We start from the raw sequence: 12,607 nt of genomic DNA, 5'->3' as shown, positions 1-12,607 counted from the left end.
ATGCCCGCGACGGACGGCACCGGCACCGCGACGCTCATGTCCCGCCGCACTCCGGCACCTCATCGAGGCCGTCTTCTTGCACACTCCACCGAGCGCGAGTTCTTATCACTCTCACCCATGGAGTGCTAACCAAGTATTAGCACTCGCCCCAAGCGAGTGCAAGCCGGCCCCCGGCTACGGTGAGCCCATGGTGAACGTACGCCCGGCCGGCCCGGACTCCTGGCCCGACGTCGCGACGGTGATGGGCGAGCGCGGCGACCCTTCCCGCTGCTTCTGCCAGTACTTCCGCCTCCGCGGCAAAGCGTGGTCCGGTAGCAGCCCCGCGGACAACCGGGAGGGCCTCCACGCGCAGGTCCGTGACGGTGAGTTACCACCCGGTGTCGTTGCGTACGACGGGGACGCTCCGGTCGGCTGGTGCGCCGTCGGGCCGCGTACGTCGTACCCGCGGGTGGTCGCCTCGCCCAACTGGCGCACCGACCACCTGGACGCCTGGGTGATCACCTGCTTCGTCGTACCGGTCGGCCACCGCCGCAAGGGGATCGCGGGCGAACTGGTCCGCGGTGCCCTCGACCTGGCCCGCTCGTACGGCGCCCCCAGCGTCGAGGCGTGTGCCGTCGACACCACGGCTGCCGGCCGCATACCGTCCGCCGACCTGTACCGCGGCCCGCTGTCCGTCTACCTCGACGCCGGCTTCACCGAGGTCAGCCGCACCAGCCCGCAGTGGGTCCTGGTCAGGCGTCCAGCTGGGTGACCAGGTACTTCGGGGCGGTGAGGCGGTAGGCCTCCGTGATGAGCTCGGCCAGCTCTTCCTCGTCGGCGAGGTCCAGCTGGATCAGGATCCAGGCGAACCGGCCGCCCTCCCAGGAAGCCTCGTAGACCTCCGGGTTCTCGGCGACCAGTGCCTCCTGCTCCTCGCGGAGCGCCTTCAGGTGCATCCGGGTCTGGTCCTCGGACAGGTACGCGAAGCTCTTGTTGCGCACCTTGAAGACCGGCTGCCCGGCCCACCCCTCCTGCTCCTCGGCACCCGGCAGCCCCGCCATCACCTTCACCACCGCCTGCGCGTCCATACCCCCTGACGCTAGACGCCGGCACCGACAGTTCTGCTCATCTTGCGATCGTCACCGTCACCGTAGATCCGACCGGCAGCAGCGTCCCGACCGCCGGCGAGACGCCGAGGATCGTGCCGGACGGGTAGCCAGGCGCCGTCACCCACTTGTACAGGGCCTTGAGTTCCGCGGCCAGCAACAGCGGCCCGTAGTTCTTCGCGATGGGGTTGAGAGGCGGGCCACCGAGTGACGAGTAGCTCGGGACACCGGACCGGTCCCGCAGGATCTGGATCCGGTCCAGGATCCGGTCGACCTCGGCGGCGCTCGTGGACGACTCGGCGTAGAACCAGACCTTGAGCGACGGGATACCCACCGCGCCGGTACACACCCTGGTGCCTTGCCAGCCGTCGCGGCAGCTCGTGCGCTGACGCTGGGCCTGTACGCCGTCGATGACGATCGCCTCGTCGGCGTGGTAGTCGAGAGACGGCGGCGCGCCGGTCAGCTGCACGCTCTCCACACCCTTCGGGCGGTGGCTCTGGCAGAACTGTGCCGCGGTGGGGTCGTCGATCTGGACGGTGTCCTGTTGCGGGGTGCCGCACCTGCTCTTGTTGGTCGGCCAGGCGGCCGGTACGGCGATGGCCGCGTGACCGAACGCAACCAGCCGCGTCGCAGGCGGCACCGGAACTGCCGTCGTCGGAGCTGGGGTCGGCGAGGTCACAGGCGCGTTCGGTGTGGCTGAGGTCAGCAGGTTCGAGCCGGCGATCACAGCGCCGACAGCGACCGCAGTGAGCGCTGTGAGTCCCACCGTGCGGCGGCGTCGACGGCGGGTTGCTCCGGCGTACAGGGCATCCAGTGGGGGTTCGCCTACCGGTGTCTGCGCGGCGGTCCGTTCCAGGAGGTCGGTCAGGTCAGTCATCGGGGTTCTCGCAGTTCTGCCAGGTGTGGGTCCTGCGCCAGGGCCTTCACCGCGCGGGACAGTCGGCTCTTGACGGTGCCGGCGGCGACGCCCAGCACGGACGCCATCTGTTGCTCGCTCAGGTGCGCGTAATACCGCAGTACGACGGCTGTGCGCTGGTCGCCGGGCAGGCGGTCGAGTGCGCGCATCACGGCGTCCGTGTCGTCGACACCGGCCGTCTGATCGCTCCCTGGCGACTCCGGGAGGGACGCCCAGGGCAGCTCCCCGTGCCAGCGGCGCCGGCGGGAGGAGCGCAAGCAGTTGACCAGTACGCGGTGCACGTACGCGTCCCGGTCCTCCGCGACCCGCACCCGGTTCCACTTGAGCAGACAGCGCTCCAGCGCGGACTGGACCAGGTCCTCGGCCTCAGGCGGCGTACAGCCGAGCAGAACCGCGGACCGCACCAGTGTGGGCCAGCGGGCAGTGACGTACTCGGTGAACTCGTCCATGTCCCTCCTCACCCTTAGAGACAGGCTGGGCTGGCATGAGGGTTCCACGAAAGTCGTCGGGGTCGGATCAGGGGCCAGTCGGTACCGATCCGGATGTGGAGCGGGCCGCCGAAACGGGACAGTAGAGCCATGACGAACTCCAACGCACCGTTCCAGAACCTCTCCGGCAAGGTCCTCCGTCGTTCCGCGAACCAGCGGATGCTCTCCGGCGTGTCCGGCGGCATCGCCGAGTACCTGAACGTCGACGTGACCCTGGTCCGCCTCGGCTGGGTCGGCCTCACCCTGATCACCGGCGGCGCCGCAATGATCGGCTACGCGGTCGCCTGGATCGTGATGCCCGAGTCCGACGGCAAGGCGGTCTGGCAGAACGTCCAGCACTCGGTCAACCAGAACCAGGACACCACCGAGCAGGACATCGCCTCCCGCATCTACGACGACACCAACAACAAGCCCCCGGCGGCGTGATCTGCACTGCGCCTCAGCACGGCGCAGCACCCCCGGTCCGAGCGGCGGGGTGACGACAACTCGCCACCCCGCCGCCGCGCTGCCACACTTCGGTGGTGCAGCGCGCCGAAGAGATCGCCGTCTGCCCCGACTGCGGGCACCGGATCCGGGTCGACCGCCGGTACGTCACCTGGTGTGACAAGTGCAACTGGAACGTCGACCCGAGTCCTCGCGAGGACCACACTCCGCCGTGGCGTCTCCGGCTGGAGCACCGCCTCGCCGAATCGCTCTACCGCGAACTGGAGACCGGGAGCATCCACCGCCCCGGCTGGGACGCGGCCCGGATCGGCGCGCACGTACTGTCCGCACTGATCCTGCTGCTGCCGCTGATCGCTCTGCTGGCCGGCATCGCTCTGCTCGCCTTCTACCGACCGCTCTGGCTCAGCGGGATTCTCGCGCTCGTCGCGTTCGCGGCAGCCTTCCTCTTCCGGCCACGCGCGACACAACTGCAGCCGGACGTGCAACTGGTCCCACGCGACCATGCCCCCACGCTGTACGCCGTACTCGACGAACTAGCTGACACCATCGGCACCAGGCGGGTGGCGACCGTCGTCGTCAACACCGAGCCGAACGTCTGGTACCAGCAGATCGGCTGGCGCTTCCGGCCGGTCGTCGGTATCGGACTGCCACTCTGGGCGGGTCTACGACCGCAGGAGCGGATCGCCGTCCTGGCCCACGAGCTCGGCCACGGCAGGCACGGCGACGCCCGGAGCGGTTGGCTGGTCGGCGGCGCCTGGTCGGTGCTGCAGGAACTGCAGGAGACCTTCACCGAGCAGCATGGCGACCAGATCCGGCGCGAGTTCGGCACCGAGGACGGGACCGGCGCCGGCCTGATCAGCCAACTGGTCAACGCGACGGTCGGAGCGCTGGTGCGCGGGGTCGCGTGGCTCCTGGAGCGTCTTGCGCTCCGGAGCAGCCAGCGAGCGGAGTACCTCGCCGATCGCAAGTCCGGCGAGATCGCCGGCTCCGAGGCTGCCGCCCACGCACTGGAACGGTCGCTCCTCGCCGACGTCTCGTACCGTGCCATGGAGCGAGCCCTCCGCTTCCCGGCCGGGATCGATCCGGTGGAGGCGGTCCGGCGCGAGGTGACCGAGGTCCCGGCGCGGGAGATCGAGCGGCAGCTGCGAGTCAGCCGCCTCCGCGAAGTCCGGACCGACGCGACGCACCCGCCGACGTACCTCCGCACCAGGCTCATGCGCAGCCGCCCGGCCACCACCGCACGCCTCGTCCTGGGAATCGATCGCAGTCGCGCCATCGACCGTGAACTCCTGCCGGCGGGCGCGAAGGCACTGGCCGAACTGCGGGCCGGTCTCTAGAGGTTCAGGGCCGGTTTGCGGAGGGCGGCGGCGGTTTGGTCGGGGTGGTCGGTGAAGATGGCCTGTAGGCCTAGGGCTGCGAAGCGGGTCAGTTCGGTGGGGAAGTCGGTGGCGGTGGGGAGGAAGCGGCGTTCGGCGCGGAACGTCCAGACCTGGACGGCCAGGCCGGCGCGGTGCGCGTGGTCGACCAGGCGGGTGGGTTCGCCGAGGCAGCCGTCGGCGGTGCGGGGCAGGACGAGGTCCTTGTACGGCGCGAGCACCTGGGCGTACGTCGCGATCTCCCGGAGTCCGCGCGGCTCGATCAGGTCGGCGTACGTGCGGCCGTCGCCGATCCGCAGGAAGTCGTTCGGTGCGCTCTCGGAGTCGATCAGCTGCACCAGCGGGACGCGTGTCATCACCGACAGCCGGCGCAGGCTCGTCGGTTCGAAGGACTGGATCATGACCTCGTCGGGCCGCAGCCCGAGCGCCAGGATCCGCTCGGTGAGCAGCTCCTCCAGCGGGAGGCCGAGCCGCCGGAAGTACGCCGGGTGCTTGATCTCCGGGATCACCCCGATCGGCCGGCCGAGCCGCGCCGACTCCCGGCGCGCCAGCGCGACCACGTCGTCGAAGGTGGGGATCTCCTCGAGCCCGTCGTAGGCCGTGTTGTTCCTCCGAAGCGCGGGCATTCGCTCCCGGGCCCGTAGCGTCCGCAGCTCGGCGTACGTGAAGTCCTCGACGAACCAGCCGGTGACCGCGGTCCCGTCGACGATCTTGGTGATCTTCCGGTCCGCGAACACCGGGTGCTCCGCGACGTCCGTCGTACCGGAGATCTCGTTCTCGTGCCGGCAGACCAGGACGCCGTCGAGCGTGGCGACCAGATCCGGCTCCAGGTAGTCGGCTCCCTGGACCGCCGCCAGCCGATAGGCCCCCGACGTGTGTTCCGGGCGGTAGCCGCTGGCTCCCCGATGCGCGATCACCAACATGGATCCAGGACAGGGGCCCGACATGGCCCGACGGGAACCCGTTGCCCAACGCAAGGTGAAGGTCTACCGACCGTCACCACGCAGCCTGCCGGCCGGCGGCAGGCGGGGTCCACAGGTGCGAGTAATTCGCATGCGGAGTGTCCGTGGCGACACCTAGCCTGAGTGGGCCATGAGACAACTTCCACTCGCCGATCCCGGCGTCCCGAACCATCGCTCGCCGGCCCGCTATCTGTGGTGGGTGGCGGGCGGTCAGGCCCGCACGCTCGCCGGCGGGATGGCGTTCGGCATCCTGTGGATGGCGGCGCAGGCATTCATCCCGGCGATCCTCGGGCGGGCGATCGACGAGGGCATCGCGGCGCAGGACGGCGAGCGGCTGCTGCGCTGGACCGCGCTGCTGTTCGCGGTCGGCGTGGTGCAGGCGACGGCGGGCATCATGCGGCACCGGTTCGCGGTCACCAACTGGCTGACCGCGGCGTACCGGACGGTCCAGGTGGTGACGCGGAAGTCGGCGGACCTCGGCGCCACGCTGCCCAAGCAGCTGGCCACCGGCGAGGTGGTCAGCATCGGCGCGGGCGACCTGTCCTACATCGGCAACCTGATGGAGATCTCGGCCCGGTTCGCGGGCGCGATCGTCGCGTTCGTCGTGGTCGCGGCGATCCTGCTGTCGTCGTCGACGGTGCTCGGCCTGGTGGTGCTGATCGGCGTGCCGATCATGCTGTTCTGCCTCGGCCCGATGCTGCGGCCGCTGCACAAGCGGCAGTCCGCTCAGCGCGAGGCGGTCGGCGAGCTGAACTCGCTCGGCTCCGACATCGTGGCGGGCCTGCGGGTGCTGCGCGGCATCGGCGGTGAGGAGTCCTTCTCCCGGCGGTACCGCAGCGAGTCGCAGCAGGTCCGGCAGGCAGGCGTGCGCGTAGCCGGCATCCAGTCCGTGCTGGACGCGGCGCAGGTGCTGCTGCCGGGCGTCTTCGTCGTTCTGGTGGTCGGCCTGGGCGCGCACTTCGCGCTGCGCGGAGAGCTCAGCGCGGGCTCACTGGTCGCGTTCTACGGCTACGCGACGTTCCTCGTGCTGCCGTTGCGGACGGCGACCGAGTTCGCCAACCAGCTGATGCGCGGGCTGGTCGCCGCGGGCCGGGTGATCCGCGTGCTGGAGCTCGAGACCGAGATCAGCGAGCCGGAGACGTCGGTGCGGCTGCCGGACCACGGCGACCTGGTCGATCCGGTCTCGGGCATCCGCGCCCGCGACGGTCTGCTGACCGCGGTCGTCAGCGCCGAGCCCGACAGCTACGGCGAGCTCGCCGACCGCCTGGGTCGGTATGACGACGCCAGCGAGGTCAGGTACGGCGGGGTGACGCTGGCCAGCGCCACGCGTGCCGACATCCGCGAGCGGATCCTGGTCAGCGACACAGGCTCCCAACTGTTCACCGGACAGCTGCGCACGGAGCTGGACCCGTCCGGCCGGTGCACCGACGACGAGCTGATGGCCGCGATGCGTACGGCGTCTGCGGAGGACGTGCTGGTCGCGCTGCCGGACGGCTTCGACTCCGAGGTGGAGGAGAAGGGCCGCTCGTTCTCGGGCGGACAGCGTCAGCGGCTGGTGCTGGTGCGCGCCCTGCTCGCCGACCCGTCCGTGCTGGTGCTGGTCGAGCCGACCTCGGCCGTGGACGCGCACACGGAGGCGCGGATCGCGGACCGGCTGCACGAGCACCGGTCCGGTCGCAGCACCGTGGTGCTGACCGCGAGCCCGCTGCTGCTGGACCGCGTCGACGAGGTGATCTTCGTCGCCGCCGGCCGGGTGGTTGCTACCGGCAAGCATCGCGAGTTGCTCGAGACCACCCCGCAGTATCGCCGTACCGTCACCCGTCAGACCGAAGAGGAGGCCGTCCGATGAGGCAGATCCTGCCCGTGGCCGGGTCGGCCGAGATCCGCCGGCACGCCCGGCGGCTCGCCCGGCGGCATCCGCGCGCCCTGCTGGTCGCGCTCGGGCTGCACGGGTTGGCGGCGGTCACCGGGCTCGCCGCGCCGCGGCTGATCGGCGACCTGGTCGAGGACGTGCAGAACGGAACGACCGCCGCCAGGGTGAATCTGGTGATCGCGGTGATCGCCGGTTTCATCGTCGCGCAGTCGCTGCTCACCCGCTGGGCGCGGTACCGGTCGTTCGCGCTGGGCGAGCAGGTGCTGGCCGAGCTGCGGGAGGAGTTCGTCGACAACGCGCTGGCGCTCCCGATCGGCACCGTCGAGCGGGCCGGCACCGGCGACTTGTTGTCGCGGACGTCGCGGGACGTCGACACGCTGTCGCGCACCGTGCGCTTCGCCGTACCGGAGACGATCATCGCGTTCGTGACCGTGGTGTTCACCGTGGTCGCGACGGCGCTGGTCGGCGTCTGGGTGCTGGTGCCACTGGTCGCGATGGTCCCGCTGCTCTGGCTGAGCACGAAGTGGTACCTGCGCCGCGCCAAGGACGGCTACCTGCGGGAGAACGCGGCGTACGCGCAGATGACCAGCTCGCTCTCCGAGACGGTCGAAGGCGCGCGGACCGTCGAGGCCCTCCGGCGGTACGACGACCGCGTGCGGCGCGGCGACGCGGACATCCGCGGCAGCTATCTGGCGGAGCGCTACACATTGTTCCTGCGCACCGTGTACTTCCCGGCCGCCGAGCTCGGGTACCTCGTGCCGGTCGTCGGCACACTGCTGTTCGGCGGCTGGATGCACCTCAACGGCCACGCGTCACTCGGCGCCGTGACGGCCGCCGTGCTGTACGTGAACCAGCTGATCGACCCGGTCGACCGGCTGCTGTCCTGGCTGGACGAGCTCCAGTCCGGCGGCGCGGCGTTCGCCCGGCTGCTCGGCATCAGCGACGTGCCGGACGACCGGACGCCGTCGGGGCAGGCACCGGCCGGTGAGCTGGTCGAGGCCCGCGACGTGCGGTTCTCGTACGTCGACGGTCGCGACGTGCTGCACGGCGTCGACCTGACGATCCAGCCGGGTGAGCGGATCGCCATGGTCGGACCGTCCGGCGCGGGCAAGTCGACGCTGGGCCGGCTGGTCGCGGGCATCCATCCGCCCCGGACCGGTTCGGTGACGGTCGGCGGTGTGGGGATGACCGAGCTGCCGCTGGACGCGCTGCGCAAGCAGGTCGCACTGGTCACGCAGGAGCATCACGTCTTCGTCGGCACGCTGCGGGACAACCTGTCGATGGCGCGTCCCTCGGCGACCGACGTAGAGCTGCTCGACGCGCTCGGCGCAGTGGACGCGCGGGAGTGGGCCGAGGCGCTGCCGGACGGTCTCGACACCCGGGTCGGATCGGGTCAGCTGGCGTTGACCCCGGCGCAGGCGCAGCAATTGGCGCTGGCGCGACTGGTGCTGGCAGACCCGCACACCCTGGTCCTCGACGAGGCGACCTCGCTGATCGACCCGCGGGCCGCGCGGCACATGGAGCGCTCGCTGGCCGCCGTACTGGAAGGCCGGACGGTCATCGCGATCGCCCATCGGCTCTACACCGCGCACGACGCCGACCGCGTCGCCGTGGTGGAGGACGGCCGCATCTCGGAGCTGGGCAGCCACGACGAGCTGGTCGCCCGCCAGGGCTCGTACGCCGCCCTCTGGAACTCCTGGCACGGCTGAGACCTGAACGGGTGGGCTGGGACCTGAAATAGCAGGTCCCAGCCCACGATTGCTGGTCTCAGGTTCTAGCGTTTGCGCAGTATCAACACTGCTGAATCGACATGCGGCGGTGGGGTGAAAGCCTTGCGGGGAAGGCGAAGCCCGATCGACGGGTCGTAGTGGCGGAACCAGCGGTTCGCCCCGGGCGCGTCACCGCGAACCCACCGATTCGCCACCTGCCGCTGCAGCACCAGATCGGCCGACACCAGGCGGGAGCCCGGCGACAGCAAGCGCTTCAGCAACACCGTGGAGATGTTGTACGGCGGACTCGACACCACCCGGAACGGCCGCGACGGCAACCGCAGGTCACCGGCATCGGCGCGGACGACCGTCACCGGCGCGTCGGCGAACCGCCGGCGCAACCGATCGGCCCGGCCGGGATGGAGTTCGACGGCGACCACCCGGGCGCCGGCCCGGACCAACGGCGCGGTCAGCGCACCGAGGCCGGCCCCGACGTCGAGGACGAGCTCGCCGGGAACGATCCCGGCCGCGTCCACGACCCGTTGGGCCCAACGACTATCGAGCGGATGCCATCCCCAGGCACCCCGCGCCTGCCCGGAGGCGGGCACGACGGACCATCACGAAGTAGGTAATCATGCGACCGACCCTAGACTGCCGCAACGCCGTGACTCAAAGCATTTTCGGCGTCGCGCCCAGTGCCGTGACGGTGTCCGTCGTCCGCCGCTGCGCCAGCTCCAGACGGCTGCGCCGGGCGGTGTCCTTCGCGAGCTCCCGGCGTACGTCGAGGACCCGGACCGGCAGGTCGTCCGTCATCAGCAGCGGCGCATACTCGGCCTCGGTCGTCCAGCGGTCGCCGCTGCGGGTGAACGTGAAGCGGGCCAGCAGCCCTTCGGCCTTGGTGCTGCTGGGTTCGCGATGCGCGGCAACCAGGTTGCCTAGCCCGTACGCGACCCACTTGCCGTCGATCTCCTCCATCGGCTGCACGACGTGCGCGTGGTGGCCGATCACCAGATCGATGTTGCTGTCGGCAAGCAGTTGCGGGGCGATCTCGCGCTGCTGGTCGTTGAGCTTGCTGGAGTACTCCGTACCCCAGTGGCAGCTGACCAGCACGAGGTCGGCGCCGCGGTCCCGGGCTTCTTGCGCCTTCAGCGTGATCGTCTTCGCGCTGATCGTGCCGGCCCGCCAGGTCTGGCCGTTCGGGTACGGCAGGCCGTTGAAACCGAAGGTGAAACTCAGTGAAGCGACCTTCACTCCGTGGACGTCGACGATCGTGATCTGCTCGGCCTCTGCCCGCGAGCGTGCCGTGCCGGCGTGCCTGAGGCCCGCCCTGTCCAACGTGTCGAGCGTCCGGTCGACACCGTCCGCGCCGCCGTCGAAGCTGTGGTTGCTCGCGGTAGTACACAGGTCGTACCCGGTCTGCTTGAGCGCCGCGGCGATCTGCGGCGGGCCCTGGAAGAGCGGGTACCCGTGGTACGGACCGCCCGCGCGGGCGAGCGGTGTCTCCAGGTGCGCGATGGCGAGATCCGCCTTCTGCACCAGGGGTTTCACGCTGCTCATCAACGGCGCGAAGTCCCAGCGGCCGTCCTTGCCGTCACGTTTCGCGGTGGTCCACAGCCGCTCGTGCAGCAGGACGTCGCCGGTCGCGACCACGGTCAGCCGCTCCGGCTGCTTGCCCGGCTTCGGCTTCGGTGCCGGCGTGGGTCCACCGGCGGGCGTGCTCGCGAACGTGTCCGCGATACATCCGCTCGTCGCCACCGCCGCGGCGCCGGCGAGTACTCCCCCGAGCACCGCGCGTCGTCGTACCGCCATCCCCGCCCCCCCCGAACTCTGCTGTTGTTGTCTAAGACGCTGTGCGGGGCGGATTGGTTGAGAGCGCGTTGTGGTAGGACTGCCGGTATAACTATCCCGGAGGAACCATGGTCGAGTTGAAGACACCGGCGCAGATCGAGCAGATGCGCCTCGCCGGGCGGGTCGTCGGCACCGCGCTCGCGACGGTGAAGAAGGAGGCCGCGGTCGGGGTGTCCTTGCGCGAGCTCGACGAGGTGGCGCGCGACGTACTGCGGGCCGCCGGCGCGGTGTCGCTGTTCGACGGGTACCAGCCCGGTTTCGCGGCGTCGCCGTTCAGCGGCGTGATCTGTACGTCGGTGAACGACGCTGTCCTGCACGGGCTGCCGTCCGACCTGCGGCTCGCCGACGGCGACCTGCTGAACGTGGACTGCGGCGCCTCGGTCGACGGGTGGTGCGCGGACTCGGCGATCAGCTTCTGCGTCGGCACCCCGCGCTCCGAGGACCTGGAGCTGATCGCGACGACCGAGGAGGCGCTGGCGGCCGGGATCGCCGCCGCCGTCGCGGGCCACCGGATCGGCGACATCGGCGCCGCGATCGGGCGGGTCGGGAAGGACGCCGGCGTCGGCACCAACCTGGACTTCGGCGGCCACGGCGTCGGCCGGCGCATGCACGAGGACCCGCACATCCCCAACGGCGGGCGTCCCGGCCGCGGCCTCAAACTCCACGCCGGCCACGTCTTCGCGATCGAGCCCTGGTTCTGGGCGGGCCCCGGGTCCGCCTACACCATCGACGACGACGGCTGGACCCTCCGCTCCAGCGACGGCACCCGGGGCGCGCACGCCGAGCACACCGTGGCCATCACGCCCGAAGGCCCTCAGATCCTCACCCTCCCGTAGCCGGCTGCGCGGTCAGAACAGGCGTTGCTGCGCGGGCGCGCCGGCGGCTCGGGTGGCGTGCATGCCTCGGATCGGTTCGGAACGGTGCGCCGACGGGCCCGCGAAGCCGTGTTTGGCGAGCAGGGGGCGGGCCTTCTCCTCGAAGGCTTTGCGGTAGCTCGGTGAGGCGTAGGAGCCGTGGGAGTACAAGGATTCGTAGCGGCTGACCAGCTTGGGATGGTCGTGCGCCAGCCATTGCATGAACCAGTCCTTGACGCCGGGGCGTAGGTGCAGGACGAGCGGGGTGACACCGGTGGCGCCGGCGGCGGACAGCTCCTCCAGGAGGTGATCCAGTTGGTCGGTCGAGTCGGTCAGCCAGGGGAGGACGGGCGCGACCATGACTCCGCACGGGAGGCCGGCGGCGCGCAGGGCGCGGATGAGGTCGAGGCGGCCGCGGACCGACGGCACGCCGGGCTCCAGACGCTGGCGCAGCTCCTCGTCGCCGAGCGCGAGCGAGATGCCGATACCGACGGAGACGTCGGCCGAGGCCGTCGACAGGAGACCGAGATCGCGGCGGAGCAGCGTGCCCTTCGTGAGGATCGAAAACGGCGTACCGGAGGACGCGAGCGCGTCGATGATGCCGGGCATCAGGCGGTAGCGGCCCTCGGCGCGCTGGTACGGGTCCGTGTTGGTGCCCAGGGCAACCCGCTCGTGCCGCCAGGACGGGCGGGCGAGCTCGCGGCGCAGGACGTCGGCCACGTTCGTCTTCACGACGATCTGCTGGTCGAAGTCGCGGCCGGTGTCGAGCTCGAGGTAGGTGTGCGTCGGCCGGGCGAAGCAGTACCGGCAGGCGTGGGTGCACCCGCGGTACGGATTGACGGTCCAGTTGAACGGCAGCGCCGATCCGGGCACCGAGTTCAGCGCCGAGCGGGCGAGCACCTCATGGAACGTGACACCCTGGAACTCGGGCGTCGTCACCGACCGGACCAGCCCGGCGATCGACCCGAGCCCGGGCAACGTTCCCGGGGTCTCGGCGTCGATCTGCTGTCCCGCCCACCTCATGCCTCATAGTCGAACACATGTTCCCATGG

At 70.6% G+C, this 12,607-nt stretch carries 13 protein-coding genes; 6 read left to right on the top strand and 7 right to left on the bottom strand.

Annotated elements, in window-relative coordinates; all coding sequences use genetic code 11:
- Positions 1 to 187: 187 nt before the first annotated feature.
- Positions 188 to 751, top strand: coding sequence for a GNAT family N-acetyltransferase (locus AB0L64_RS23995; RefSeq protein ID WP_363713308.1), 564 nt, complete (start codon positions 188 to 190; stop codon positions 749 to 751).
- Here AB0L64_RS23995 and AB0L64_RS23990 read toward each other — a convergent pair.
- Genes AB0L64_RS23990 through AB0L64_RS23980 form a run of 3 tightly spaced genes read right to left on the bottom strand, consistent with a single transcriptional unit; the run spans position 732 to position 2,450 of the window.
- Positions 732 to 1,067 carry an MmcQ/YjbR family DNA-binding protein gene (locus tag AB0L64_RS23990; RefSeq protein WP_359927508.1) on the bottom strand — a complete coding sequence of 112 codons (336 nt, stop codon included), beginning with the start codon at positions 1,065 to 1,067 and terminating at the stop codon, positions 732 to 734. The two genes, AB0L64_RS23995 and AB0L64_RS23990, sit on opposite strands and share 20 nt — an antisense overlap.
- 37 nt (positions 1,068 to 1,104) lie before the next feature.
- Positions 1,105 to 1,962 (bottom strand): PASTA domain-containing protein, encoded by an 858-nt coding sequence (locus tag AB0L64_RS23985; protein WP_363713306.1) that lies wholly within the window; start codon positions 1,960 to 1,962, stop codon positions 1,105 to 1,107.
- Positions 1,959 to 2,450, bottom strand: a complete 492-nt coding sequence (locus tag AB0L64_RS23980; protein WP_363713304.1) for a SigE family RNA polymerase sigma factor — start codon at positions 2,448 to 2,450, stop codon at positions 1,959 to 1,961. Before AB0L64_RS23980 ends, AB0L64_RS23985 begins: the two co-directional genes overlap by 4 nt.
- A gap of 129 nt (positions 2,451 to 2,579) precedes the next feature.
- Here AB0L64_RS23980 and AB0L64_RS23975 point away from each other — a divergent pair, with 129 nt between their 5' ends.
- The gene (locus tag AB0L64_RS23975; RefSeq protein ID WP_355699568.1) at positions 2,580 to 2,915 is read left to right on the top strand and encodes a PspC domain-containing protein; all 336 of its coding nucleotides are present in this window, start codon (positions 2,580 to 2,582) and stop codon (positions 2,913 to 2,915) included.
- Positions 2,916 to 3,010: 95 nt separating this feature from the next.
- On the top strand, positions 3,011 to 4,270 hold the full coding sequence (locus AB0L64_RS23970; protein ID WP_363713301.1) for a M48 family metallopeptidase: 1,260 nt from the start codon (positions 3,011 to 3,013) through the stop codon (positions 4,268 to 4,270).
- On the opposite strand, the gene AB0L64_RS23965 is transcribed toward AB0L64_RS23970, so the two are convergent.
- Complete coding sequence (locus tag AB0L64_RS23965; RefSeq protein ID WP_363713299.1) at positions 4,267 to 5,232, bottom strand: glycerophosphodiester phosphodiesterase; 966 nt, start codon at positions 5,230 to 5,232, stop codon at positions 4,267 to 4,269. The genes AB0L64_RS23970 and AB0L64_RS23965 overlap by 4 nt on opposite strands.
- Before the next feature lie 169 nt (positions 5,233 to 5,401).
- Between AB0L64_RS23965 and AB0L64_RS23960 the strand changes: the two genes are divergently transcribed.
- Together AB0L64_RS23960 and AB0L64_RS23955 are read left to right on the top strand one after the other, a co-directional pair.
- Positions 5,402 to 7,120 (top strand): ABC transporter ATP-binding protein, encoded by a 1,719-nt coding sequence (locus tag AB0L64_RS23960; protein WP_363713297.1) that lies wholly within the window; start codon positions 5,402 to 5,404, stop codon positions 7,118 to 7,120.
- Positions 7,117 to 8,853 carry an ABC transporter ATP-binding protein gene (locus tag AB0L64_RS23955; RefSeq protein ID WP_363713295.1) on the top strand — a complete coding sequence of 579 codons (1,737 nt, stop codon included), beginning with the start codon at positions 7,117 to 7,119 and terminating at the stop codon, positions 8,851 to 8,853. The genes AB0L64_RS23960 and AB0L64_RS23955 overlap by 4 nt, the downstream gene beginning before the upstream one ends.
- 65 nt (positions 8,854 to 8,918) lie before the next feature.
- Here AB0L64_RS23955 and AB0L64_RS23950 read toward each other — a convergent pair whose 3' ends face one another.
- On the bottom strand, positions 8,919 to 9,461 hold the full coding sequence (locus AB0L64_RS23950; protein ID WP_363713294.1) for an rRNA adenine N-6-methyltransferase family protein: 543 nt from the start codon (positions 9,459 to 9,461) through the stop codon (positions 8,919 to 8,921).
- A gap of 61 nt (positions 9,462 to 9,522) precedes the next feature.
- Positions 9,523 to 10,662, bottom strand: a complete 1,140-nt coding sequence (locus tag AB0L64_RS23945; RefSeq protein WP_363713292.1) for a CapA family protein — start codon at positions 10,660 to 10,662, stop codon at positions 9,523 to 9,525.
- 107 nt (positions 10,663 to 10,769) lie between these two features.
- Here AB0L64_RS23945 and map point away from each other — a divergent pair, with 107 nt between their 5' ends.
- Entirely contained in the window at positions 10,770 to 11,537 is a 768-nt protein-coding gene (gene map, locus AB0L64_RS23940) for a type I methionyl aminopeptidase (RefSeq protein ID WP_363713290.1), read from the top strand.
- A gap of 12 nt (positions 11,538 to 11,549) precedes the next feature.
- Here map and AB0L64_RS23935 read toward each other — a convergent pair whose 3' ends face one another.
- Complete coding sequence (locus tag AB0L64_RS23935) at positions 11,550 to 12,578, bottom strand: Rv2578c family radical SAM protein (protein WP_363713288.1); 1,029 nt, start codon at positions 12,576 to 12,578, stop codon at positions 11,550 to 11,552.
- Between the last annotated feature and the right edge of the window lie 29 nt (positions 12,579 to 12,607).

Source organism: Kribbella sp. NPDC051936 (assembly GCF_040680955.1).
In the GTDB taxonomy this organism is placed as follows: domain Bacteria; phylum Actinomycetota; class Actinomycetes; order Propionibacteriales; family Kribbellaceae; genus Kribbella.
The sequence above is the reverse complement of the archived record's forward strand: the minus strand, read 5'-3'. Positions and strand labels throughout refer to the sequence as shown.

Coding starts and splice junctions, on each gene's coding strand:
- map (WP_363713290.1), top strand. CDS start 10,770: ATGGTCGAGTTGAAGACACCGGCGCAGATCGAGCAGATGCGCCTCGCC.
- AB0L64_RS23975 (WP_355699568.1), top strand. CDS start 2,580: ATGACGAACTCCAACGCACCGTTCCAGAACCTCTCCGGCAAGGTCCTC.
- AB0L64_RS23995 (WP_363713308.1), top strand. CDS start 188: ATGGTGAACGTACGCCCGGCCGGCCCGGACTCCTGGCCCGACGTCGCG.
- AB0L64_RS23960 (WP_363713297.1), top strand. CDS start 5,402: ATGAGACAACTTCCACTCGCCGATCCCGGCGTCCCGAACCATCGCTCG.
- AB0L64_RS23980 (WP_363713304.1), bottom strand. CDS start 2,450: ATGGACGAGTTCACCGAGTACGTCACTGCCCGCTGGCCCACACTGGTG.
- AB0L64_RS23955 (WP_363713295.1), top strand. CDS start 7,117: ATGAGGCAGATCCTGCCCGTGGCCGGGTCGGCCGAGATCCGCCGGCAC.
- AB0L64_RS23935 (WP_363713288.1), bottom strand. CDS start 12,578: ATGAGGTGGGCGGGACAGCAGATCGACGCCGAGACCCCGGGAACGTTG.
- AB0L64_RS23965 (WP_363713299.1), bottom strand. CDS start 5,232: ATGTTGGTGATCGCGCATCGGGGAGCCAGCGGCTACCGCCCGGAACAC.
- AB0L64_RS23945 (WP_363713292.1), bottom strand. CDS start 10,662: ATGGCGGTACGACGACGCGCGGTGCTCGGGGGAGTACTCGCCGGCGCC.
- AB0L64_RS23985 (WP_363713306.1), bottom strand. CDS start 1,962: ATGACTGACCTGACCGACCTCCTGGAACGGACCGCCGCGCAGACACCG.
- AB0L64_RS23990 (WP_359927508.1), bottom strand. CDS start 1,067: ATGGACGCGCAGGCGGTGGTGAAGGTGATGGCGGGGCTGCCGGGTGCC.